Origin of the sequence: Microcoleus sp. F10-B2 (genome assembly GCF_036704965.1) — a bacterium.
Lineage (GTDB): Bacteria > Cyanobacteriota > Cyanobacteriia > Cyanobacteriales > Microcoleaceae > Microcoleus.
This window is the reverse complement of record NZ_JAUBTB010000021.1, coordinates 25,031-47,018: the sequence shown is the minus strand read 5'-3', so window position 1 is coordinate 47,018 and position 21,988 is coordinate 25,031. Positions and strand designations below refer to the sequence as shown.

The following is a 21,988-nucleotide window of genomic DNA, read 5'->3' as shown; positions in this document are numbered from 1 at the left end:
TCGTGGATATATCCCTTGAGATACTGACGCAGAAACCGCGTTGAAAGGCCCCCCGTGCGTCCAGGACTGTTAAAGTTTATTCTTCGACAAGCTATGTCGATCGCATCATAATGATCGAATATCAGCAGCGCGCTTAATCCCGTGCGATCGCGCGATCGCCCCTTCCATCTCGATCGGCTTTTTTTTGTAAGACTCTTGTGCCAGCACTTTCTCAACAGCTTCGCGTACTTTAGCAACGCTTGTGCCATTGCTTGAATTCATAATAGTCATATCATAATAGTCATAATTAATGTTTGTTACAAATCGAGCTTTTTCCTAGCAGCTTTTGTTAAGGCAGAGGTATAGTAAGAACTGTCAATATTTATAGTAAAAAATATGGTAGAGCGAGTGTTAAAAGAACGTTATGCCATTCAGCAATGCCTGGGGAAAAATGCGGGACGACAAACTTTGCTGGCGCGCGACTTACAATCTCAGGAGTTAGTCGTCATCAAAATTCTCACTTTTAGTGCAGATTTCCAATGGGACGATTTAAAACTATTTGAACGAGAAGCCACAACCTTACAGTCACTTTCCCATCCGGCAATGCCTCGTTACTTAGATTATTTTGAATTCCAGACACCAAAGACTAAAGGGCTGGCACTGGTACAAAGCTATATTGAAGCGAAATCTTTGGCAGAATGGGTTGAATCGGGACGGATTTTTAACGAAAAAGAAATCAAGCTAATCGCTAATAAGTTGCTGGAAATTTTGATATATTTGCAACACCAAAACCCGCTAGTAATTCATCGAGATATTAAACCGAGTAATATTCTGCTAGCAGATCGATCGCCCCTCAAACAAAAACACTCCGCCCTTAATAAAGGTGGTTGGTTGGGTGAAGTTTACTTAGTAGATTTTGGTTCAGTTCAAACCTTAGCAGCGAGAGAAGGTAGCACCGTTACTGTAGTGGGAACTTACGGATATATGCCGCCCGAACAATTTGGCGGGCGCGCGGTTCCGGCTTCGGATCTTTATGGCTTGGGTGCGACGTTAATTTACTTAGTAACGGGAGTCCATCCAGCCGAATTGCCGCAGGAGGATTTGCGTATTAATTTTGAGCCAAAAATCGCTCTTAGTTCGGATTTTGTGGACTGGCTGCAGTGGATGACTGAACCAGATTTAAACAGCCGTTTAACCTCTGCCGATCGGGCATTAAAAGCGCTGGAGAAACCGAGAGAGGCGATACCCTTGGTTGTGCCAAAACCTGCTAGGAGTAGGGTTAAAATTACGAAAAGCCGGAAGAGTTTGGAAATTATAACTTCTCCTTCTCGTTCTCTATTGTCAGTTATTTACGATATATCATTCTCGTCATATATATTGCTTTTTGCGCTTAACGCAGGTGTAGTGTTTATTCGAGGGGCGTTTATTATTGACGATTGGTTTTCTCGATTATTAGCGGTAATTTTCGGTTTTTTTTGCGGAATTGTATGTTTAATATGCGTTAAAGAAATAATTCCCGCTCCCATATCTAGTAGAGTGCGGATCGATCGCCAACAAATTTCTTTGACTTCCAATTGGTTGGGATTTGTACGTTATAATCTTCGGACCCCAAGTCCAAGGATGGCTATCTGTAAATTACGATTCATAGTGAATGAACCTACAGAATCGCGCCCTCATCCTCATCGCGACATTCAGATTTGGGCGGGAACACAGGAATACAAACTTATTACCAGCCATCTCACCGATGGCGAGATTGATTGGATAGCAGGGGAACTCAGCGAATGGTTAGATTTGCCTATTAGTGAATAAAGTATAAATGGCAGATGAAATTAACAACCACTATTCTCAAGAGGATTGGAAAAAATGGCAAGTAAAATTTTAAAAGAACGTTATGTCATTCAGAAACAGCTAAGTAAAAATGCGGGAAGGGACACGTTGCTGGCGCGCGACTTGTACACCCAAGAGTTAGTGGTGATCAAGTTACTGATTTTTGGGGAAGATTTTCACTGGGATAGCTTGAAGCTATTTGAACGAGAAGCGCAAACTTTACAACTCCTTTCTCATCCGGCAATTCCCCGTTACCTGGATTACTTTGATGTGGATACACCAACTGGTAAAGGATTTGCCTTGGTACAAAGCTATATCCCAGCCAAATCGTTAGAGGAATGGTTAAAAAGCGGGCGAACTTTTAGCGAAGCAGAAATCAAGCAACTGGCTAAAGCATTACTGGAAATTTTGCGTTACCTTCACAGCCAACAGCCGCAAGTTATTCACCGAGATATCAAGCCGAGTAATATTTTACTGGCAAATAGATCTGGCAATAGTGTGGGTGATGTTTATTTAGTTGATTTTGGTTCCGTACAGACACTAGCGGCCAGAAAATGTAGCACGATTACTGTTGTTGGCACTTACGGATATATGCCACCCGAACAATTTGGCGGCAGGAATGGTCCCGCTTCCGATATTTACAGCTTGGGTGCGACATTAATTTATTTAGCAACAGGTAGGCATCCTGCCGAGTTATCCCAAGGTAATTTGCAAATTCAATTTGAGTCAATAGTTAATCTCAATCCAGATTTGATCGATTTGCTGAAGTGGATGACACAACCGAGTTTGAATCGCCGTCTCGCATCTGCTGGGGAGGCGCTGAAAGCATTAAAAAATCCCCGCCAGCAAACAGATATCTCGGCGATTAGACAAAAACCGTTTGGGAGTAGGATTGAACTGAAGGAAGATGGGGAGAATCTAGAGATTCTGATTCCGCCACAAAGGTTAACTTTTTTGAACGCCTGCGTGAGGTTGGTATTCACATTGTTAGTTTTATTGCCTTTTATATCGATAATACTCGTGATTCACGGCGGGCTTCAATACATTAATTCATTTGTGATGTTATTCTCGTTCATTACACTCACCGTGGGAGGCATAGGTTTTGCTATCTTACGGATCGCGAACACATTATATTTAAGATCGACTAAAATAAATATCGCTCGAAATCAGATTTCAGTGACTCACCTGGGGCCTTGGTATAAATGTCAGGTGGCTCCAATTATGAATAAAAATTTTAGCGAATGGAGTATGTATATCCGGCATTCGATGGCAATTTCAGGGCAAGAAAAATATTATAAAACCCTAGGAATTTATCAGCTAACCCCTCCAGAAATAGAATGGCTAGCCAATGAAATAAGTGCGTTTTCTGGCGGAAAAATTACTGTTGTATCCGCAGATAATAAGTACATAAAAAAGTACGTAAAAATCCCTACAGCAAAATAGGGCGATCGTCCTACCTTTCTGATTATTGCAAGTACAAGGTATTTTTACACTTTATTATAGGCTACACAGGTAGATTCGAGCTATTCTAGAAACATACTTGATTCCCGATCGCATTATGGTTGCCTTACCCGATCGCCCATCGATGAGTGCAGAAGAATACCTGGCTTGGGAACCCACCCAAGAGGAACGCTACGAGTATTGGGATGGCGAAGTAGTCGCGATAAGCGGTCAAACCCGCAATCACAATCGAATTACCATAAACTTTTTCAAGCTATTAGATGATAGCCTTAATCTCCCCTACGAAATTTACATTATAGATGTAAAAATTCAAGTGCAACCAGGAAAAAAGTATTTTTATCCTGATGTTGTAGTAACTTGTGATGAGCATGATAACGATCCGCAATTAGTGCAATTCCCTTCCTTGATTATCGAAGTTTTATCGCCTTCCACTGAAGCAGCAGATCGCGGCATTAAATTTGCGCAATACCGCCAATTTTCAACACTGCGAGAGTATGTCTTGGTGCAAGCTGAACAGCCAGGAGTAGAGATGTTTCGGCGCGATAGACAAGGGCAATGGGTTCTCTCCGAGTACGGTTTGGGCGATTCCTTGCAACTTGAATCGGTGAATCTAGAAATTGCGATCGACAATTTATACCGCCAAGTACAATTTTCTTAGTTTCGTATATTTCAGAGCCCAGACTTTAATGAAGAAGTCTGGGCTCTGGGTATTCAGTTTTTTGAAATGCGCTTACTCAAGCAGGATTTACGCACTCGACAAAAGAAACCGGGTTTTTATCGAATCTGTCGGCTGCGACGACATATCTGGGCAAAAAACCCGGTTTCTATAGCTTCACGCGTAACTCCTATTTAAACAAACTGACCCGTTCCGGTCGATCGCACGCGGCGAATTCCAATCACCGACGGCATCGGCGAACGGCGCCTGTCATTCTCAATATTGCTAGGCCACAAACTGCCGCGAGAAACAGTGCGAGTCTGATTAAAAACAGCACCGTTCAAATCCAACATTTCAATTTGCCGACTCAGTACAGTACCGTCATCGATCGGGCAATCTTCCCCCGGATGCTGCACCGAAAGCAACAGCGTATCCCCCACAAAAGTCGGCCCCGTCATTTCGCACCGATTCGGGCCGTAAGCAAACGGAATTACTGTTCCTGCATTCGGGCCGGAAGTCGGAATATAAAACAGCCAATTGTTGCCGAAAACTCCAGTAAAATCTGACACATTGCCCGTCTTTTTATGGTCGATCGCCGTTGGCTTTCCAGCCGCACCGACATCAAAACCGTTATGCGTGCTAGTAGACATATCAGTGACGGCCCAAATGTTACCTTGAGCGTCAAAATCCAAATTGTCTGCACTAGCAAATCCTGACCCAGCTACCGAACCCGCTTCTCCACCTTGGGCCAAACGCTGCCAGCGGAACGTCAAACCCGCACCGTCGGGACTGTCTTCAATTATTTTGTAAAGTCCTCCCGACTGCTGGGTGCTATTGAGTCCGGCAGTGTATTTAGCAACATTAAAAATGCGAGAATCTGGATAACCGTCGCTTCCCGGTGCGCCGTCAGTATAAGCAATAAAAACTTCCTGAGTAGTAGGATTTATTTCCAAATCTTCCGGTCGCGCCGTCGGAGTGCCACCAATCAAATTAGCAGCTAAAAAAGCATCAACTAAAACCGCACCTTGGCTGCTATAAAAATTAGCAAGAGTTTTATTTGCGTACCCAGGAAGTGCTGTTGCTTCGTTGGTTGTATCCATCACAAAAGAACCGCCGTCTTCGGTTTGACCGGCAATTCCGGCGCGTTTGGGCAAGCGAGTATTTGCATCTCTTTGAGCTTTGCCAAAACTTGCTAATTCCGCTTCGCCAACTTTAGAAGGACGCACCGGATTCGTCGGGGTATTTATAGTTAGCGGCAGCCATCTTCCAGTACCGTTGCGGTTGTATTGGGCAACGTACAAAGTGCCGTCTTCAAACAAGCGGCTGTTGTTTTTATCTGCGGGATTGGTGACAGTACCGCTGCTGACAAATTTCCAGGTGTGACCGCCGCGCCGATCGTCCCCCATGTACACTACTAATCTGCGGCCTGCTGCGGCGCGAATCGCGACGTTTTCATGGCGGAAACGGCCTAAAGCCGTGTGTTTGCGGGGGCGGAAACTCGGATCTTGAGGATCGACTTCTACCATCCAGCCGTATTTTTCGCCGACTAAGCCGAATTCCTCGCCCGTAGTGCCCTTGGGGTAGCCGGTTTGGCCGCCGTTGGGTTTGACGTTTTCCTGAACTCCCACGAAGAATAGTTCGCTACCTTGGAAATTTTCTTCGGCAGAGAGGATTGTGCCCCAAGGGGTTGTGCCGCCGGAACAGTTGTAGGCTGTACCGATGATGCGGTTTCCGAGTCCGTCGCTGTTGACTTGCGCGAAGACTTGGGTAGCTGCTGGGCCCGTGCCAGTGAGGTACTCGTTATCGCCTTGTCTGGTTCCCCAGGAGGTGATATCTTTGTATTTGTCGGCACGCTGGCTGTTGATTCCGAGGCCGGAAAGTCCGTGAATGCGTCGGTTGAGGGGGTCGCGGGCGATCGCCCCAAATCTACCGTTGGCTTGTTTGGTAATGCGGACGACCGAACCGCCGAGGTTGTACAGGAATTCGCCGAGGGTAGCCTGATTTTTTACGGATAAGTCTTTACCGAGTACGGCGCGATCCGTTGCTGGAAATGATGCCACATCTGCAGGCGCTTCCGGTGCCACTTTCGACATCGGGAAGGATACGTACTCGTGGTTAACCCAGAGATAGCCGTCGTCATTACTGCCGCGAAGGGGTAGGAAGGCGGTGTAGTCGCAGTTGTAGCCGAAATAGTCGGTTGGATTGGGAAAAACTCCATCGCCCCAGCGGAGAATCACGTAGCGTTCGTATTCCGGCGGCACAACCACATCGTCAACAACGCTGTAACTCGTTAATTTAGTATCCTGGGAGGCAGCCATCACGGTTCCCTGTCCGTTTAAGCCCGTCGGCATAAAGCTGGGCAGTTCTCGATAAATCGGCAGCGGGTGGGGAAGTCTTAACGGAGTGAAAGATAGCGGCCCTATAACAGATTCCGCCGAGGTGGAATTGATGCCGAAGAGTGTTTGAGTTAGTTGAGGGGCAAGCACAGTGGTAGCTGCACTGCTGCCGAAGAAAATTAACAGTTGTCGGCGAGTTATTTTAGACATAAATTCCTTTTCAAACCAACTTCCCTAATCTGATGATTCCGTATGAAACTCTATCACTGTTCAATTAAGAGGAGTTAACCTGAAGGTTAATTAAAATAGGGAGATATTTAGGTTAATAAAAAGTTAAATATTGTAATTGGCAACTGGTAATTGGGAATAGAGAGAGATTTAGGAAAACATATCTATCCGTGTATCCGTGATTTCCGTGTCGTGCTGTTGGTTATTTGTTATTTGTTATTTGTTACCAATGCCCGATGCCCGATGCCCGATTTCAATCATCTCGAAAACCCGGATCGTTTTCTCGGGATGTCGATCGACTGGCTGCAGGTACACCGATCGCTTGCGAAGACCCATAATTTGCGGCAGAAGTATTGCCGTCTCTGAATCCCAGCAGCAATTGAGCACCGGCAAAATATCTAGTCCACTGTTCGATTCTCGCATCTTTCTGCCAGTCGCGGCGGGATACTCTCGATCGCAAAACCGGAACTCTTTGCCGGCTGCGATCGGCTGTAATGATGACTGTAACTTCTGTCAATGCCGGATTTTCTTGAAACTCGCGGGCGATCGACTCTTTCGCTAAATCTTCCGCCTGCTGCACCAAACTCGCAAAAGATTGACTGCCGTCCGAATCTAGGGTAAGATTGCTTTCCTTAGTTTCTGCTAAAGATACTGATATACTTGCCGCGAAAAAGACCGTTGCCAAAATCCAGGCTGAAAATAAGCGTCGGTGGAAACTCATTATTTTTTCAACTAAATGCTGACACTTGTCAATGATAATAAAGAAAAATTAACCGCCAATTAAGCTTTGATTAAAAAACTCAGGACTGACGACGCATTAAGACTAAAGAAACCGGGTTTTTTACTTAATCTGCGGGCTGCCTGCGAAATATTTACGTAAAAAACCCGGTTTCTGACTGCGCCTTCGTCCAAGACTGACTCTATTTTGTAGAGTCGGGTTTTCCCCCTAAAGTCAATCCGTTAAATCCTGTATAAAAATCCGTTGCCGAACCTTCTTCTTTATGAAATTAACAAAATGCGCGATCGCCCTCGGTAGCAACTTAGGCGACTCCCTAGCCACACTCTCTAGCGCGATCGCAACCCTCAACAACACCCCAGGAATAGCAGTAAAATCTCATTCTAGCTGGTATCAAACCGCCGCCGTCGGGCCGCCCCAACCCGATTACATCAACGCCTGCGCCATCCTAGAAGTTGCACTAGAACCCGAACAATTGCTAGCAAAATTATTAGAAATCGAGATAAAATTTAATCGCATTCGCCGAGAAAAATGGGGGCCGAGAACTCTAGACTTAGATTTGCTGCTGTACGACAATTTAATCCTAGAAACTCCGACACTGACTCTACCTCATCCCCGGATGACCGAAAGAGCTTTTGTATTAGTACCTTTAGCAGAAATTGCCCCGGATTGGGTGCATCCGGTGACGAAAAGTGCGATCGCCCAACTCCTGGAAACCGCAGACTGTTCAGGAGTGCAAAAATTGCCCTTGTAAAAATTGAGCAAAATTCACGGATCGTACCAGTCAAAAAAAAATGCAACCGTAGGTAAGCTCCACACTGTGATAGTTATCAGTCATTCCCCATCTAAAATCTAAAATCTAAAATCTAAAATCCTATGAGATCGCCTATGATGTCTTAAATCGGTGCAATCAAACATTATTCGCTTGTCGCTTATGTCGATCGGTCAAGAACTACCCCAACTCCTCAAACAGCGCCTATTTTACCAAGGGCGCAAATTTAACTTTGACGTAGCCACCCTCCGTCTTCCCAACGGTTCCGAAGGCGAGTGGGAATGTATTCGCCACCCGGGCGGAGCACTTGCAGTTCCCGTCACACCCGAAGGTAAACTCGTCTTGGTACGCCAATATCGCTTTGCCACAAAAGGGCGAATTTTAGAATTTCCCGCTGGTACGGTAGAAATCAATGAAAATCCCGCCGAAACTATCAAACGCGAAATCGAAGAAGAAACCGGATATCGCGCCGGAAAATGGCAGAAATTAGGGCAATTTTTTCTCGCCCCCGGTTATTCCGACGAAATCATTTATGCTTTTTTAGCCCAAGATTTGGAAAAACTGGGAAAGCCGCCGGCACAAGACGAGGATGAAGACATGGAGACAGTTTTATTCACCCCGGAAGAATTAGAAAAAGCTATCTTAGCTGGCGAACCAATTGACGCGAAATCAATTTCTAGCTTTTTCTTGGCGCGTCCATTTTTGACTTAAATAGGACTGACGAAAAAAACCCGGTTTCTTATAATCGTGCATCAAACCGATAAATCTTAACTTAGAAACCGGGTTTTTGACCCCGCGTGTGTCCAGGACTGTAAAATCTAAAATCTAAAATCTAAAATCTAAAATCGAATGTCCGATCTAATTTTATTTTGGCACCGCCGCGACTTGCGTATTTCTGACAACATCGGACTGGCAGCAGCGCGCCAGCAAAGCCCGAAAGTAGTCGGGATTTTTTGTCTCGACCGCAATATCCTAAATCGCGATGACGTAGCGCCAGCCAGAGTCACCTACATGATCGGCTGCTTGCAAAAACTCTCCTCGCGTTACAGGGAAGCAGGCAGCCAATTGCTGATAATTGAAGATGACCCGAGTCTCGGAATACCGAAATTAGCAACAGCTATAAATGCCAAAGCAGTATTTTGGAACTGGGATGTAGAACCATACGCAAAACAGCGCGATCTGTCCGTATCAAACGCCCTCCAACAAGCAGGAATTAAAGTTCAAAATTTCTGGGATCAAGTCCTGCACGCCCCCGATGAAATTCGCAGCGGTACAGGGACTCCCTACACAGTTTATACACCCTTTTGGAAAAAATGGAACAGTAAACCCAAAGCCCAACCAGTAGAGACACTGCCGATAACTTATCTGGAATTAATGACCGGATTAACCGCAGAAGAACAAGAAGTCGCCAACCAAGCAGGTGCAATTGAAACACTGCCAACTGCCTCTAGTTTGGGATTTATTTGGGAAAACCCATTAGTAATAGAACCCGGAGAAGATGCAGCGCAACAAAAATTAGAAGAATTTTGCGATCGGGCAATTTACGAATATCAAGAACAGCGCAATTTCCCCGCAACTAACGGCACATCTCAACTCAGCGCCGCCCTCAAATTTGGTGCAATTGGCATCCGCACTGTTTGGCAAGCTACCCAGATAGTAATGGAAACTTGCCGCAGCGAAGAAGCGTGCACAAGCATCCGCACTTGGCAACAGGAAATAGCGTGGCGGGAATTTTACCAACACGCTATGTATAACTTCCCAGAATTAGCAGACGGCCCATACCGTCAAGCATTCAAAGACTTTCCTTGGGAAAACGATGAAAAGCTCTTTCAAGCTTGGTGTCGGGGCAAAACTGGCTATCCCATTATCGATGCAGCAATGCGGCAGTTAAACCAGACAGGTTGGATGCACAATCGCTGCCGCATGATAGTCGCCAGTTTCCTCACCAAAGACTTAATTATTAACTGGCAGTGGGGCGAAAAATACTTCATGCAAAAATTGATAGATGGCGACCTTTCTGCTAACAACGGCGGCTGGCAGTGGAGCGCATCGAGCGGCATGGACCCGAAACCTTTGCGAATATTCAATCCCGCCAGTCAAGCTCAAAAATTCGACCCAGAAGGGGAATATATTCGGCACTGGGTTCCAGAATTGCGCCGGGTTGATACTAAACTTTTGCTAACAGGAAATATTTCGCCTTTAGAACGCCGACTTCTTCCTTATCCGTCTCCGATCGTAGACCACAACGAGCAGCAGCGCAAGTTTAAGGAACTGTACAAGCAGCAAAAAAACTCAGATTAGACAGCTCGATTTTTGGCGATATTTACCAGTAAATTAAGTTGAGGGGGTGCTGTACACCATCAACTTAAAAGATGGTATCAGTTATAATAAACTTAAATAAATCGGAGGTTCAAATGGTAACGCTGCAATTAAGGCAAATCAGTGTACCCCCAGGACATAGAGTGCTGTTCCATGATGTCAACTGGCAGGAATTTGAGGCAATTTTAGAAGAGTTGGGAGAACACCGTGCCTCTAGAATAGCTTACAGTCAAGGAACTTTGGAGATTAGGATGCCGCTACCAGAACACGAATTCAATAAGGAAATCATTGGCGATATGGTGAAAATATTACTTGAAGAACTTGAAATTGATCGAGAATGTTTTGGTTCGACGACTTTTAAACGAAAAAATATGTTACAAGGAATTGAACCTGACAACTGCTTTTACATTCAGAATCACGCTCTAATGATTGGTAAAAAGCGGATCGACTTAACTGTCGATCCGCCGCCTGACTTAGCAATTGAAGTCGATCTAACTTCCAAAACTCAACTGGACGCTTATGAAGCTTTGGGAGTACCTGAAATATGGCGCTATGAAAATAACAAGCTTCTGATTAATGTGCTTCAAGATGGGAAATATGTTGAATCTGAAATTAGTCCGATTTTTCCCAACCTGCCAATTATTGAAGCTATTTCTCAATATTGCGAACAAAGCCAAACAGCGGGCACGAGTCAAACTCTCAGATTGTTTCGGAAGTGGGTGAAAAACCAAATACAAAATTGATATGAAATCCCTATTGCCCGCACTTGCTGTCACAACTCCGGCTTATTTACGATCGCAAAAAAGCCATTTTCTCACAGCAAGCGTCCTAATCCCGCTGTATTTTTAATTTCGCTTTTGGGAAATCGAGAGAGAGTAAGGGTGTTGACCTTGAGCTCGATCGCCCACAAAAATAATATAAGTCCCCTTGTCCCCATAACCGGAAAATTCTACATTCCCCGCAGCAGCATTCGCCGGCAGCACGCAGAAACGCCCCCTCGGCCCCTGAATCATCAAACTTGGAGCTCCAGCGGTTTGTACTGCAATCCGCCAGTAAGGCAAATCCTGCGTTACTTCGATGACGTGGTTCGGTGCTTGGGAGACAAAACCGCAGTCGCCGCTATTGTTCGGGCCGCCGGAAACTCCAGAAACTCCCAGCGGTTCGGGAAATCCCGGGGCAATTTGTAGCGGTTGGCTCCGAAGGGCACCGGCATCCGCTAAAATCATTGCCAAGGCTAGGGTCACGATCGAGCTAAACCACAGTTTGCCGCGATCGCCCGGATAATGGATCTTCATGTTTCCTCACACAATGGCATTTGGTTCTAGTTCTTTGACGGTAGGGGATAATGGCAGTTCCGAACACATTAATCTAAACAAACTTCCGAATTTTTTTATGAATCCTCAACATAACTTCAATTGGCAGCAAGCGTTCGGAGAACTAAAAGCTAAACTAGAACGATCGCCACTCATTACACAAAATTCCGACAGCTATCAAGCTCTCGGAACCTTATACAATCAATTACTCGACAAGTTTCAAAGACTCCCCAAACCCGGGCAGGTGGCTGCCTTTGCCGTCGGAGCGATAATTGTCCTGACAGTCTTCAATAGCGTCGTACAGCTAATTTCCGCGCTGATGACTCTTGCCGTTCTCGGAGTGCTAATCTACATAGCATATAAATTGGCAATTTCCCCCCAGTCCTCAAATACTAACGACAAATAATAGGAATTTCTAAATATGGCTAACCCCACCGCGCCCAGCGGCATCAATCAACCCGATCCGTCTTGGCAAACACAATCCAAGCAAATGCCACTGCTGGTTCGCAGGTGCGGCGCTTGGGCCGTGGAAATTTCGTTAATTGCCGCCAGCGCCCTCGTTCCCTTCAGTATCGGGGCATTGGTTAACAGCGAATCTCAAACAGTGCCGCTCAATTCCTCAGTAGCAGCAGCATCCGAAACCGTCGCCCGTACTTTGGGCATACCCGTGCGCGATCGCAGCCCCAGAGTCGCACCCCTAACTAATCTATTCTGGTCAGGGGCGCTGCTGGCACCGGCAGTGTTAGCGGGGTGGCAACTGTTTTTGCTGGCGAGAACCGGTCAAACTCTCCCCAAACGCTGGTTCGGCGTCAAAGTTGTCACAGCGTCTGGTACTCCTCCGGGTTTTGGGCAAGTGCTAATTCGCGAAAGTTTGGGGCGCTGGGGAGTGCCTCTGGGCGTCGCTTACGGCATTTGGCGCTTGACGGGTGCGTTTCCGGATTTGGTGATTTTAGGGGGGCTGTGCGGCTTGGCAGTGCTCGCAGACGGCGCGGTTGCGTGGCGCTACAAACGGCAAGCGGGACACGATCGCCTCGCGAATACTTTGGTCGTCAACGCTCGATCGAATCAACTGTCTGACAATCCTGTCAAGAGTCCAGATTGGACTGAGGAAGACGCGCAGATTGCGGCTTTGGTTGTGACTCCACAAAGCGGGCTGAAAGTAAATCGCAGTTTGTGGAATTGGATGCGCCAACACCCGGGCACAACTTTAGTGATAGTTACCATCGGTAGCGCGGGATTGATTTTAACTTTGTTTGTCGGCACTCTCATCTACACTCAAAGTCAAGCAAATATGCGGGATTCGCGGCAGCGGAACGACGAATTATTTGTGGCTTTAGTCAGCAAATTGTCTCCCACATCAGCTAGCGGGGCAGCGGGCAGGCGATCGGCAATTTTGGCTTTGGGGGCGGTGGAAGACTCCCGCGCCGTACCGCTGCTAGCGGATTTGCTCGCTCAAGAAGACAACCGCGCCATGCTGGACGCGATCCAGCAAGCTTTAGTCAGTAGCGGGCCGAAAGCTTTGCCTGAGTTGCAGCGGTTGAATCAAGCCCTCAGCAACGACCTCGATTCCCTGCGCTTCGGCGGCAAAGCGCCGGAACGCGACTTAGCGGCCGCCCGCCAGCGAACAGTACAAAGGGCGATCGGCAAAATTCTCACAGTGTATAGCAGCCAGCTCAACGGCGCGGATCTCAGCCGCACGGATTTAGCTCAAAGCCCTGCCGGCCCGTCTCAGTTTACTTTAGTATTAAACAAAGTTGACTTGTCGGGAATTAAGCTGAGAAATGCCAATTTAACCAATGCCAGCTTGCAGGGAGCTCGCTTTTACGGCACCGGCGAAGACAGGCGTCCGGCTACCTTTGACGATTGGATTTCTGACTTGAGCGGCGCTAATTTGGAAGGAGTAAATTTGACCGGGGCGTCTTTGAACAGTGCTGTAATGAACCGGACTACTTTTGTGCGCGCTGTCCTGAACAAAGCTAATTTGTCAAGCGGCAATTTGAATTCAGCTAACTTTAGCAGTGCTATTTTAATTGGAGCAAATTTGCAGCAAGCACTGTTAAAAAATGCAAGTTTTACCGGGGCAGATATAGGAAGCGCGAATTTGTCGGGAGCAGATTTGTCAGGTGCGCGTTTGGGCAAAGTGAAGGCTCAAGGCGCTCAGTTGTCCTTGACAAATTTGTCTAAATCGGAATGGCAAGGTGCTGATTTGTCCGGTGCTGATTTGAGCGGCGCGAACTTACAAAATGCCGATTTGAGTTCGACTAAACTCGCCAACGTGAATTTAAAAGATGCTCGGTTGCAAGATGCGAATTTTCGGAATGCGGAGGTGAGTTCTGTTGATTTCAGGGGCGCGAATTTAGCGGGAGCGAATTTTAAAGGCGCTGTGTTTCTGGGGAAAACAGCTCCGGATCAATTTATTCAAAGTCCGACTGGTAGTAAATCCGGTCGGTTCCAAGGAGTTGATTTTGCGGAGGCTAAAAATTTAGATAAAAGTCAAATTGCTTACATTTGTTTGCAGGGGGGGATTCATCCGAAGTGCCCGCAGAAAAAGTAAGGATTGGTTGTTAGCGAGTAGGGTAATACAGTTGAGCAAAGAACTGGTAGGGTAAAATTATGAGCGTTAAGCGAATCATTTATCTCATCCTAGCAATTCTGGGGCTTGTGCTGCCTTGGTACTATAACTTACAGTTTTTTAGCCATGCTGGCTTGCTCGACTTTGTAAACGAGAGTTCGGCTAATCTTGCTGCAAAATCGGTAAGTTTAGATTTGTTTATCGCAACTCTAGCAGGAAGCACTTGGATTTACGCTGAGTCAAAACGATTGGATATAAGTTTTGTAGGGCTGTACATACTTCTGGGTGTGCTGGTTTCGTTTTCATGTGCTTTCCCGCTTTTCTTGTTTGTGCGGGAAACCAAGCTGGAAACATCAAGTGAAGTCTCAAGTTGAAAAGTTGTTTAACCGGTTAGTGCCGCGCAGCACAATAATTCGGTGCAGGCGATCGAGGTATTGTACAATTTCCGGTAAAATCACCGTTATAGGTTTGTAGTGACGGCGGAAGTGCTCAGAATTTTATGAGGATTAAATTCCTCACTACAAACCAACTTAATGGTTGTCATTCGATGTGGCATAATACTAATAGCAATTTCACTCATTTTTTGGTAAAAACTTTTGGCTTGAGTTTCATTCCCCCTGCCCAACCTACTACTGCATTGTTTATTGAAATTGCTATTATATCCTTTCCGGTTGCATCGGTATTTGTTCAAATTTCAAACAGCTAGTTGTCAGGAAAGCATAATTTTAGTCAACAGCCAACAGTCAACAGTCAACAGCCAACAGTCAACATTCAACAGTCAACAATTCCGGAGGAGTGCAACCGGAATTGATATCACGCAATAGCATCCGAACTGACAAGATTCTCAAATTGCGCCAATAGCATTCCATCACTATTATTTGGAATTCCAAAAATTTTAGGTAGCTGACCTGTTTCAGCGAGAACTTGTCTCACTTCTCGGTTAGATACATCGGCTAGATTTTTGTTATTTAGAAGCGCATTAATCGCAGCGATACCCACACCTTGACCAACTGCGGCGTTGAATTCAACTATTCTGCCGACAGAACAGGCCAACCCTTCAAATCCAGAACACGGACTGACTACTGCCAGGTTAGGAACGTTTTTAATTAATGCGTGGCGGATGCCAATATTAAAGATAGGCTGTTTAAAACTCAGACTTTTAAACCATCCTAAACTGTTTGCTTTCTCGCCAATACCCGGGATGCCTCCGCGGACATCAAAATGATAGCTAAATGTTGCCAGTGCCTCATTAACTGGTACGCCACCTAACAGCATTTGTGCGCCAGTTAAAGGTTCTACAACTCCCGTCACATTGCCGGCGTGTCGGATATAAAGTTCTGAGGCATAAGTAACAGAAGTAGCCCCCAAACTCCTCAGCCAAGTTGTAAGAAATAACATCTCCTTTTGCATATTAGCCGTGGGTTTGCTTCCGCTTCTCGCTAAGGCTTCTGCTTCGCTGGCGCTGACTGCAAATAAAATCGCATTCCACGAAAGTCTTTGATTTGGAAGTATTGCTATATTTCCCTCATCTAAAATTACGCCGGTTTCAGGAAAAGATAGTTTTATTCCTCTAAAGGAGTGGTAAGCTACAGACAGAGCCGGCGAGCGAACATCTATGTAATCGTTACCCGCCCACAGAGTTTTGAGATTGCCTCTAGTGTCGATCATTTCCCGCCGAAGTTCTTCTGCTAGTTTGGCATCCTTGCCTGCTGCGTACAGCAAAAAATATTGACTCTCGGAATCGGCGAGGTTTGTGAAGCGTTTGAGATAAATGTAATCGAGTTCTTTCAGTGCTCTTGCAGTGAGTCCTTGGGTTTCAAAAACGAGGGTGACTGGAAGTTCTGAATTAGGCAGACCAAATGTTTCAAATCCCTTCAGCTTTCTCACGCCGGCGGCTTGAGCTAATTCGGCATTGACAGTGGCATCAATAAATTGCTTGCCGGCATAAACTATGCCTTTAGATGTGGTTATACTGGCAATTTTCTGACCTTCTTTGTTGACTGATTGAATTTCTACTTTGCTGAGGATATCGACTCCAGCTTGTAACAGCATTTCTTTCAGCGCTGCACTGGCTTTGCGGGGGTCAAGTGCAATTGCGGTGACACCGGATTTTTGCAGGAACTCTTTATAGATTGCCGCCGGTGAACCAAAGATATCTAAATTTAAAGATTTTTGAAGTTCTTCACTAATCTGACTTCTATCTAAATAAGCAAGGCCGCCTCTTACCAAATGCCCGCCAATTCCTTCTTGCAAGCTTCCTTTAGACATCAGCAGAACTCGCGGATAACGCTTTGTGCGGCGACGATATTCTCTGGCCGCCGAGATAACAGCTAGAACTCCTGGAACTTCATCACCAAAGCCGATGACATCGTAAGAACGCAGATCCACGACCATTGTTTAATAACCTCTGCTGATTGTCATTTTTTCGAGCTGCATCTCAATGTTTTCCGTCAAACTCTCTGTTTTTTTCAAATCTAGCTGCATCTTTCCTGATTTTTGCGATAAATATTCACATATTCCTGGATGCAGCAACCGGGTTTTTTCCAGAAAAGCTTTCGTTGAGGACGATCGACCTCGGTTGAAAAACCCGGTTTCTAAGCGTCCAGAGTCCGTCAGTCTGGTGCTCTTGATTGCCATCAACTCAGATTATCAGGATCTATCCCCAACTCTCGCAATCGCTGAGCTAATCGATCGGCGCGCTGCGATTCCTGTTGGGCGCGCTGCGATTCCTGTTGGGCGCGCTGCGATTCCTGTTGGGCGCGCTGCGATTCCTGTTGGGCGCGCTGCGCTGATTCTTTCACCTGTTCTTCAGGAGTCAGATAACGTTTTCCATTGGCATCATACCAATACAACCACTCCCTTGTCACCCCAGAATAATTTCCCCTTTCACAACCAATCCCCAAACCAATTTCTGGCATCCAAACTGGATGTCCTGGCTGTAATTCATACTTCCCATTGACTAACTTATGTACTTCCAAACGGGGTTTACGGCGGCGGCGGGAAGAATAAATGACGTAATAAAGTACGCCTAAAGCTTGATATTCCTCCAACTTTGTGCTGTATTCCTTGCGATAAGTTGGGGAAACTACTTCCAGCACAAAAGTCGGCAAAACATTTTCATCCCACAGCACGTAACTGGGACGCAATTCTTCATCATAAAATCTTTCTACACCTAAACTCAAGAAAGCATCTGGCACGATGGCAGGTTTTTCTGGGTGATGGTAAATACCCATATCTATACCAAAAAACCAGTCCATGCGTTCTGACCAAAGTATCAGCAAGATTGCTTTTAGCAATCCCGGTATTAATTCTTGCAGTTCGTTATCCACAGGTGTTTCATCTGAGTCTGGTAGTTCGTCGGCTGAGGGCCAGTGCCTCGGAAAGTTGTAATCTAACATGGTGGCTTTCCTCAAAACTAATTAATATTATACCGTTGATTTGTTTGGCGATAGTATTGATTGAACGAACCGCGAAGACGCGAAGGAAAAAAAGAAAATAGGATAGGTAATTTTGACTGAGTTAATCTGAATGAATTTTTGTAAAATATTTGCTGAGACTTACGCGATCGACTATACTAAGCCTAACGATTCGGTTCTAATGGGGAGCAGCCATTAGAGGAAACGGGGAAAGTTCGGTGCAAGTCCGGCGCTGTCCCGCAACTGTAATGAAGGTCATGTCGCTTTCTGAGTCAGGATGCCCGCCGATGTGTTAATTTACATAGTCTCATCTGCGAGGTTCAGCGTGAAGACCGGAAATCGGAAATTGGTCAGCTTGGGATTGATGGCTGGCTTGAGTTGTTATATTGTCTTGGGCTCGGCAACGCCCGCCGCAGCTATGCACATTTCGGAAGGTTTTTTGCCGGTGCAATGGGCTGCGTTTTGGTGGATGGTGGCGTTGCCTTTTTTTGCAGTAGGTTTGCGATCGATTACTCGCATTACAAAAGAACACCCGGAACTTAAACTATTGCTTGCTTTGGCGGGTGCGTTTACTTTTGTGCTTTCTGCTTTAAAAATTCCCTCGGTAACGGGCAGTTGTTCTCACCCAACGGGTACAGGTTTGGGTGCAATTTTGTTCGGCCCTTCGGTGATGGCGGTACTGGGGGCTTTAGTTCTGCTGTTTCAAACGTTACTGTTAGCGCATGGCGGCTTGACAACCCTGGGAGCGAATATGTTTTCGATGGCGATTGTCGGCCCTTTCGCTGCCTATTTTATCTATCAATTGCTGTTGCGAACTGGCAGGCAGCGGGCGGCAATTTTTTGTGGGGCAGCTTTGGCAGATTTGCTGACTTATGTGACGACTTCGATTCAATTAGCATTAGCTTTTCCCGCAGCAAGCGGCGGTTTTATGGCTTCGTTTCTCAAGTTTGCTGGCATCTTTGCTATCACTCAAGTACCCCTGGCGATTAGTGAGGGATTGCTGACTGTATTAGTCTGGAATTGGCTGCATTCTTACGGAAAGCCGGAGTTGGAAACTTTGAAATTATTGAGACAGGAGTCATAAGCCGTGAGTCAAAAAAACACAAGAAATCAGCAAGCTACTTCACAACAAAATTGGATGTTGGTAATTGCTGTTATCGCGCTTGCCGTTATGCCCCTAGTTTTTGTCCGGGGTGAATACGGCGGAGCGGATGGGGAAGCACAGAAAGCGATTGCGGAAATTCAACCTGACTATCAACCTTGGTTTAACCACTTTTTTGAGCCTGCTAGCGGAGAAATTGAAAGTTTGCTGTTTGCGACTCAAGCGGCGCTAGGGGCTGGCGTAATTGGGTATGCGATCGGGCTGTACAAGGGGCGCACGGAATCTCATAAATCTGATGATGAATCGCCGTCGGAATAAATGGCGAATAAACGGCGAATAGAATTCGCTTCTGCACATACAAAGTCCGCCTGCGCGGACTGGAAGACTTTGGAATGAACCATCAGATTGACAGTCTGGCTTATACAAATCGCTTGCGGGGGTTGCCGCCATCTCACAAGTTATCCTTTGCGATCGCCCTTTTAATTCTGTCTCTGGTTTCTGGGGCGATCGTCCAATTGTCGATCGCCCTTTGGTTGGCCGTCTGGATCGTCGTCTATGCAGGGATTCCGGGGAAACTGTATTTGCGGTTGCTGTCGCTACCGTTGATGTTTTTGCTGACAAGTTTGCCTGCTTTGGCGCTGGGTGCGGTTGCGGGCGATCGTATCCCCGCAATTGGGTGGGATATTTGGCAAGGTTGGGGCATCAGCACCGGCACTTTTTATCTGTATGTGAGCCGCTCTGGCATATACCAAGTGAGCTTGCTGTTTGCCCGCGCCTTCGCATCGACAAGCTGTATGTATTTCATCCTCTTGACGGTTCCATTTACCGAAATCTTGCAGATTCTCAGACAATTACGCTGTCCAGAGTTGGTCACAGAACTGCTATTACTAATGTATCGGTTTATTTTTAGCTTATTGGCGATCGCCGATGAACTTTGGATAGCCCAAAACTCCCGCTGCGGCTATCGCACTTGGAAACTGGGAATGCACAGTTTAGGCATTTTAATCGGGCAATTGCTTCAGCGAACTTTGGAAAACTACCGTCAAGTCTCGCTGAGTTTAGCGTCGCGCGGCTTTAATGGAGAACTGCGCGTTTGGAATTCTTACCCTTATAAACCTTCGCGAAGATATACATTGGAAGCCGTGTTTGGTTGCACGGTTTTAACTTTGTTAAGCGCGGTATTTCAACGCTAAATTTATTGTTATTTCTGGACGAATGGGGGCCAGAAACCGGGTTTTTTACCGAATCTACGAGCTATAACGTGTCTTTTCGTAAAAAACCCGGTTTCTTTGGTCGGAGTGGGTAAGTCCTGCATTATATTCACGATTAGGAATGAGAATTAAATAAAATCCACTTTTCCTGTTTGTTGTGGGATGGGCGTCCCGCCCGTCCCCGATAGACGGGCGGGACGCCCATCCCACAAATATGTGTAAATTATTTAATTCGCGATCCTTAGTAGCGGTGGCGGTGGCGGCGGTTAATATCAACGAGACTTACGCATCACAAGCAAAGAAACCGGGTTTTTACTGAATCTGCGGGTTGTAACCAAGTATCCTCGTAAAAAACCCGGTTTCTGAGTACCCGCGCGTCCAGGGCTATTGTTGATTATTTTCCTATTTTTGTTAGTTTAGCGGGCCGGATTTGAATCAGGGCGATCGCACTTCCTGCAACAGTTATTACAAATATGACTTTTATGAACTAGATCGATGAATTAAATGAATTGACGTGAACAGTAATTTGTGGAAAAATTACTGTATCAAAATAAACAAAAAAATCATGGATCAAAATACTGACAAAAGAAAAAACCCACCGCCCATTGTTTTTATTATTGCCATCGGGTTAATTGGGTTGGGCGCATACAAGTTCCTTCCCGGTTTATTGAATGCCAAAAATTCAAATACACCTCCATCGACATCGACATCGACATCGACATCTACACCGGCAACGATCGCATCGGGAGCGATTGGCAATCGTATCAGTTTAGGAAATCAGATATTGCTGACATCCTACGCAACACCTGACAAACAAGCAGGAGTTCAAGCTTTTGCTGAGGGAAATTACCAAGCTGCCGCCCAATATTTTCAGAAATCGCTGCAACAAAATCGCAACGACCCGGAAACCATTATCTATTTGAATAATGCCCGTTCCAGCAATGGTTCTTCCTTGAAAATTGCTGTCAGCGTCCCCATTGGTAGCAACCCCAATGTTGCCCAAGAAATCCTCCGAGGTGTTGCCCAAGCTCAGGATGAAATCAATACTAGCGGTGGCATCAACGGCGCAAAACTGCAAGTAGAAATTGTCAACGATGACAACAGTCCAGAAGTGGTCAGAGAAGCTGCAAAAACATTGACCAAAGATCTGACTGTACTAGCAGTAATTGGACACAATGCTAGCAACGCATCTCTCGAAGCTGCTCCGATCTATCAGCGAGAAAAACTGGTAATGGTGACACCGACGAGCTTTGCCAATAATCTATCAGGATTTGGCAGCTACATCTTTCGGACAGTACCCAATATTAGCTTAATGGCAGCTCCTTTAGCAGAATATGCAGTGAAAACAGCAGGTCAAACTAATATTGCCGTTTGTTATGATTCCCAAGCACCGGATAACATATCATTTAAAGATGAATTTGTGGCATCTCTTACTGCTGCTGGCGGCAAATTAGTTCCCACTGTTTGCGACTTTTCATTACCCTCTTTTAATCCCGACAATGCCCTAGCCGATGCTGTCAGCAAAGGTGCACAAGGATTGATGGTAGCACCCCACGTCGATCGCATTGACCGTGCCATTTCTCTGGCTCGCATCAATCGAGGCAAATTGCCACTCTACGGCAGCACTACGCTCTACACCTTTCAAACTTTAAAAGACGGACAAAGCGACGTTAACGGCTTAGTATTGCCCGTTCCCTGGCATCCTGAAACTAATCCCGGTAGCCGTTTCCCAGAAAATGCCCGCCAGCGTTGGGGAGGAATTGTGAATTGGCGAACCGCAACGAGTTTTGACGCAACTCAAGCTGTCATCGCTGGCTTGCGGCAAAGCAATACGCGGGAAGGATTGCAACAAGCACTCAGAAATGCGAGTTTTTCGGCAGCAGGATCGAGCGAGGATGTGAAGTTTTTGCCCACGGGCGATCGGGCTGGTAAGCCGATTTTAGTGCAAGTTAAACAAGGAGGAAGCACTGGCTATAACTTTGTCCCGCTGCGGTAACTTTGTTAAGTGCGATCGGACTAATTATTCTTGTTCCCTGGCAGAGCCTGGGAATGCGTACCCGG

21 protein-coding genes and 1 riboswitch are annotated in these 21,988 nt (G+C 46.1%); of the genes, 14 read left to right on the top strand and 7 right to left on the bottom strand.

Going from position 1 to position 21,988, the window contains the following annotated elements; translation table 11 throughout:
* Positions 1-105 precede the first annotated feature (105 nt).
* Positions 106-261, bottom strand: coding sequence for a hypothetical protein (locus QUA99_RS10765; protein WP_333236091.1), 156 nt, complete (start codon positions 259-261; stop codon positions 106-108).
* A gap of 114 nt (positions 262-375) precedes the next feature.
* Between QUA99_RS10765 and QUA99_RS10760 the strand changes: the two genes are divergently transcribed.
* The 3 genes from QUA99_RS10760 to QUA99_RS10750 all read left to right on the top strand — a co-directional run bounded on the left by QUA99_RS10760 (position 376) and on the right by QUA99_RS10750 (position 3,925).
* On the top strand, positions 376-1,788 hold the full coding sequence (locus QUA99_RS10760; RefSeq protein WP_333236090.1) for a serine/threonine-protein kinase: 1,413 nt from the start codon (positions 376-378) through the stop codon (positions 1,786-1,788).
* Positions 1,789-1,842: 54 nt separating this feature from the next.
* Positions 1,843-3,249 carry a serine/threonine-protein kinase gene (locus QUA99_RS10755; protein WP_333236089.1) on the top strand — a complete coding sequence of 469 codons (1,407 nt, stop codon included), beginning with the start codon at positions 1,843-1,845 and terminating at the stop codon, positions 3,247-3,249.
* A 115-nt stretch (positions 3,250-3,364) separates the two neighbouring features.
* On the top strand, positions 3,365-3,925 hold the full coding sequence (locus tag QUA99_RS10750) for a Uma2 family endonuclease (RefSeq protein ID WP_333236088.1): 561 nt from the start codon (positions 3,365-3,367) through the stop codon (positions 3,923-3,925).
* Between the two features lie 191 nt (positions 3,926-4,116).
* On the opposite strand, the gene QUA99_RS10745 is transcribed toward QUA99_RS10750, so the two are convergent.
* Together QUA99_RS10745 and QUA99_RS10740 are read right to left on the bottom strand one after the other, a co-directional pair.
* A complete protein-coding gene (locus QUA99_RS10745) occupies positions 4,117-6,468 on the bottom strand; it encodes a PhoX family phosphatase (RefSeq protein ID WP_333236087.1) in 2,352 nt (783 codons plus the stop codon).
* A gap of 271 nt (positions 6,469-6,739) precedes the next feature.
* Positions 6,740-7,207, bottom strand: coding sequence for a hypothetical protein (locus QUA99_RS10740; protein WP_333236086.1), 468 nt, complete (start codon positions 7,205-7,207; stop codon positions 6,740-6,742).
* A 280-nt stretch (positions 7,208-7,487) separates the two neighbouring features.
* On the opposite strand from QUA99_RS10740, the gene folK reads away from it, so the two are divergent.
* The 4 genes from folK to QUA99_RS10720 all read left to right on the top strand — a co-directional run bounded on the left by folK (position 7,488) and on the right by QUA99_RS10720 (position 11,056).
* Positions 7,488-7,976, top strand: a complete 489-nt coding sequence (folK, locus tag QUA99_RS10735) for a 2-amino-4-hydroxy-6-hydroxymethyldihydropteridine diphosphokinase (protein ID WP_333236085.1) — start codon at positions 7,488-7,490, stop codon at positions 7,974-7,976.
* A gap of 180 nt (positions 7,977-8,156) precedes the next feature.
* Positions 8,157-8,705, top strand: coding sequence for an NUDIX hydrolase (locus QUA99_RS10730; RefSeq protein WP_333236124.1), 549 nt, complete (start codon positions 8,157-8,159; stop codon positions 8,703-8,705).
* A 138-nt stretch (positions 8,706-8,843) separates the two neighbouring features.
* Positions 8,844-10,295 carry an FAD-binding domain-containing protein gene (locus tag QUA99_RS10725; RefSeq protein ID WP_333236084.1) on the top strand — a complete coding sequence of 484 codons (1,452 nt, stop codon included), beginning with the start codon at positions 8,844-8,846 and terminating at the stop codon, positions 10,293-10,295.
* A 113-nt stretch (positions 10,296-10,408) separates the two neighbouring features.
* Positions 10,409-11,056: a Uma2 family endonuclease gene (locus QUA99_RS10720; RefSeq protein ID WP_333236083.1), complete on the top strand. Its 648-nt coding sequence runs from the start codon at positions 10,409-10,411 to the stop codon at positions 11,054-11,056.
* 102 nt (positions 11,057-11,158) lie between these two features.
* On the opposite strand, the gene QUA99_RS10715 is transcribed toward QUA99_RS10720, so the two are convergent.
* Entirely contained in the window at positions 11,159-11,608 is a 450-nt protein-coding gene (locus tag QUA99_RS10715; protein ID WP_333236082.1) for a hypothetical protein, read from the bottom strand.
* On the opposite strand from QUA99_RS10715, the gene QUA99_RS10710 reads away from it, so the two are divergent.
* From QUA99_RS10710 to QUA99_RS10700, 3 genes are read left to right on the top strand one after another with little or no spacing between them, the layout of a single operon-like run.
* Positions 11,607-12,032 carry a hypothetical protein gene (locus QUA99_RS10710; protein ID WP_333236081.1) on the top strand — a complete coding sequence of 142 codons (426 nt, stop codon included), beginning with the start codon at positions 11,607-11,609 and terminating at the stop codon, positions 12,030-12,032. The genes QUA99_RS10715 and QUA99_RS10710 overlap by 2 nt on opposite strands.
* Before the next feature lie 15 nt (positions 12,033-12,047).
* The gene (locus QUA99_RS10705; protein ID WP_333236080.1) at positions 12,048-14,180 is read left to right on the top strand and encodes a pentapeptide repeat-containing protein; all 2,133 of its coding nucleotides are present in this window, start codon (positions 12,048-12,050) and stop codon (positions 14,178-14,180) included.
* Positions 14,181-14,239: 59 nt separating this feature from the next.
* Positions 14,240-14,572, top strand: a complete 333-nt coding sequence (locus tag QUA99_RS10700; RefSeq protein ID WP_333236079.1) for a DUF2834 domain-containing protein — start codon at positions 14,240-14,242, stop codon at positions 14,570-14,572.
* A gap of 439 nt (positions 14,573-15,011) precedes the next feature.
* Here QUA99_RS10700 and QUA99_RS10695 read toward each other — a convergent pair whose 3' ends face one another.
* From QUA99_RS10695 to QUA99_RS10685, 3 genes are read right to left on the bottom strand one after another with little or no spacing between them, the layout of a single operon-like run.
* Positions 15,012-16,592, bottom strand: a complete 1,581-nt coding sequence (locus tag QUA99_RS10695; protein WP_333236078.1) for an FAD-dependent oxidoreductase — start codon at positions 16,590-16,592, stop codon at positions 15,012-15,014.
* A 3-nt stretch (positions 16,593-16,595) separates the two neighbouring features.
* Positions 16,596-16,835 (bottom strand): hypothetical protein, encoded by a 240-nt coding sequence (locus QUA99_RS10690; protein WP_333236077.1) that lies wholly within the window; start codon positions 16,833-16,835, stop codon positions 16,596-16,598.
* Complete coding sequence (locus tag QUA99_RS10685; protein WP_333236076.1) at positions 16,835-17,596, bottom strand: Uma2 family endonuclease; 762 nt, start codon at positions 17,594-17,596, stop codon at positions 16,835-16,837. Before QUA99_RS10685 ends, QUA99_RS10690 begins: the two co-directional genes overlap by 1 nt.
* A 174-nt stretch (positions 17,597-17,770) precedes the next feature.
* A riboswitch (cobalamin riboswitch) is annotated at positions 17,771-17,917 on the top strand.
* Positions 17,918-17,978: 61 nt separating this feature from the next.
* Between QUA99_RS10685 and QUA99_RS10680 the strand changes: the two genes are divergently transcribed.
* The 4 genes from QUA99_RS10680 (at position 17,979) to QUA99_RS10665 (ending at position 21,923) form a co-directional block, all read left to right on the top strand.
* Positions 17,979-18,698, top strand: a complete 720-nt coding sequence (locus tag QUA99_RS10680) for an energy-coupling factor ABC transporter permease (RefSeq protein WP_333236123.1) — start codon at positions 17,979-17,981, stop codon at positions 18,696-18,698.
* Between the two features lie 3 nt (positions 18,699-18,701).
* On the top strand, positions 18,702-19,034 hold the full coding sequence (locus QUA99_RS10675) for an energy-coupling factor ABC transporter substrate-binding protein (protein ID WP_333236075.1): 333 nt from the start codon (positions 18,702-18,704) through the stop codon (positions 19,032-19,034).
* A 74-nt stretch (positions 19,035-19,108) separates the two neighbouring features.
* Positions 19,109-19,909, top strand: coding sequence for a cobalt ECF transporter T component CbiQ (cbiQ, locus tag QUA99_RS10670; protein ID WP_333236074.1), 801 nt, complete (start codon positions 19,109-19,111; stop codon positions 19,907-19,909).
* A gap of 583 nt (positions 19,910-20,492) precedes the next feature.
* The gene (locus QUA99_RS10665; RefSeq protein ID WP_333236073.1) at positions 20,493-21,923 is read left to right on the top strand and encodes an ABC transporter substrate-binding protein; all 1,431 of its coding nucleotides are present in this window, start codon (positions 20,493-20,495) and stop codon (positions 21,921-21,923) included.
* Positions 21,924-21,988 lie beyond the last annotated feature (65 nt).

Excerpts from the sequence above, each read along its gene's own strand:
- QUA99_RS10710 (WP_333236081.1), top strand. The coding sequence starts at position 11,607 with ATGTTTCCTCACACAATGGCATTTGGTTCTAGTTCTTTGACGGTAGGG.
- QUA99_RS10700 (WP_333236079.1), top strand. The coding sequence starts at position 14,240 with ATGAGCGTTAAGCGAATCATTTATCTCATCCTAGCAATTCTGGGGCTT.
- QUA99_RS10720 (WP_333236083.1), top strand. The coding sequence starts at position 10,409 with ATGGTAACGCTGCAATTAAGGCAAATCAGTGTACCCCCAGGACATAGA.
- QUA99_RS10765 (WP_333236091.1), bottom strand. The coding sequence starts at position 261 with ATGAATTCAAGCAATGGCACAAGCGTTGCTAAAGTACGCGAAGCTGTT.
- QUA99_RS10740 (WP_333236086.1), bottom strand. The coding sequence starts at position 7,207 with ATGAGTTTCCACCGACGCTTATTTTCAGCCTGGATTTTGGCAACGGTC.
- QUA99_RS10755 (WP_333236089.1), top strand. The coding sequence starts at position 1,843 with ATGGCAAGTAAAATTTTAAAAGAACGTTATGTCATTCAGAAACAGCTA.
- QUA99_RS10725 (WP_333236084.1), top strand. The coding sequence starts at position 8,844 with ATGTCCGATCTAATTTTATTTTGGCACCGCCGCGACTTGCGTATTTCT.
- QUA99_RS10680 (WP_333236123.1), top strand. The coding sequence starts at position 17,979 with ATGGCTGGCTTGAGTTGTTATATTGTCTTGGGCTCGGCAACGCCCGCC.
- QUA99_RS10690 (WP_333236077.1), bottom strand. The coding sequence starts at position 16,835 with ATGGCAATCAAGAGCACCAGACTGACGGACTCTGGACGCTTAGAAACC.
- QUA99_RS10745 (WP_333236087.1), bottom strand. The coding sequence starts at position 6,468 with ATGTCTAAAATAACTCGCCGACAACTGTTAATTTTCTTCGGCAGCAGT.
- QUA99_RS10760 (WP_333236090.1), top strand. The coding sequence starts at position 376 with ATGGTAGAGCGAGTGTTAAAAGAACGTTATGCCATTCAGCAATGCCTG.
- QUA99_RS10685 (WP_333236076.1), bottom strand. The coding sequence starts at position 17,596 with ATGTTAGATTACAACTTTCCGAGGCACTGGCCCTCAGCCGACGAACTA.
- QUA99_RS10665 (WP_333236073.1), top strand. The coding sequence starts at position 20,493 with ATGGATCAAAATACTGACAAAAGAAAAAACCCACCGCCCATTGTTTTT.
- QUA99_RS10695 (WP_333236078.1), bottom strand. The coding sequence starts at position 16,592 with ATGGTCGTGGATCTGCGTTCTTACGATGTCATCGGCTTTGGTGATGAA.
- QUA99_RS10715 (WP_333236082.1), bottom strand. The coding sequence starts at position 11,608 with ATGAAGATCCATTATCCGGGCGATCGCGGCAAACTGTGGTTTAGCTCG.
- QUA99_RS10750 (WP_333236088.1), top strand. The coding sequence starts at position 3,365 with ATGGTTGCCTTACCCGATCGCCCATCGATGAGTGCAGAAGAATACCTG.
- QUA99_RS10730 (WP_333236124.1), top strand. The coding sequence starts at position 8,157 with ATGTCGATCGGTCAAGAACTACCCCAACTCCTCAAACAGCGCCTATTT.
- cbiQ (WP_333236074.1), top strand. The coding sequence starts at position 19,109 with ATGAACCATCAGATTGACAGTCTGGCTTATACAAATCGCTTGCGGGGG.
- folK (WP_333236085.1), top strand. The coding sequence starts at position 7,488 with ATGAAATTAACAAAATGCGCGATCGCCCTCGGTAGCAACTTAGGCGAC.
- QUA99_RS10705 (WP_333236080.1), top strand. The coding sequence starts at position 12,048 with ATGGCTAACCCCACCGCGCCCAGCGGCATCAATCAACCCGATCCGTCT.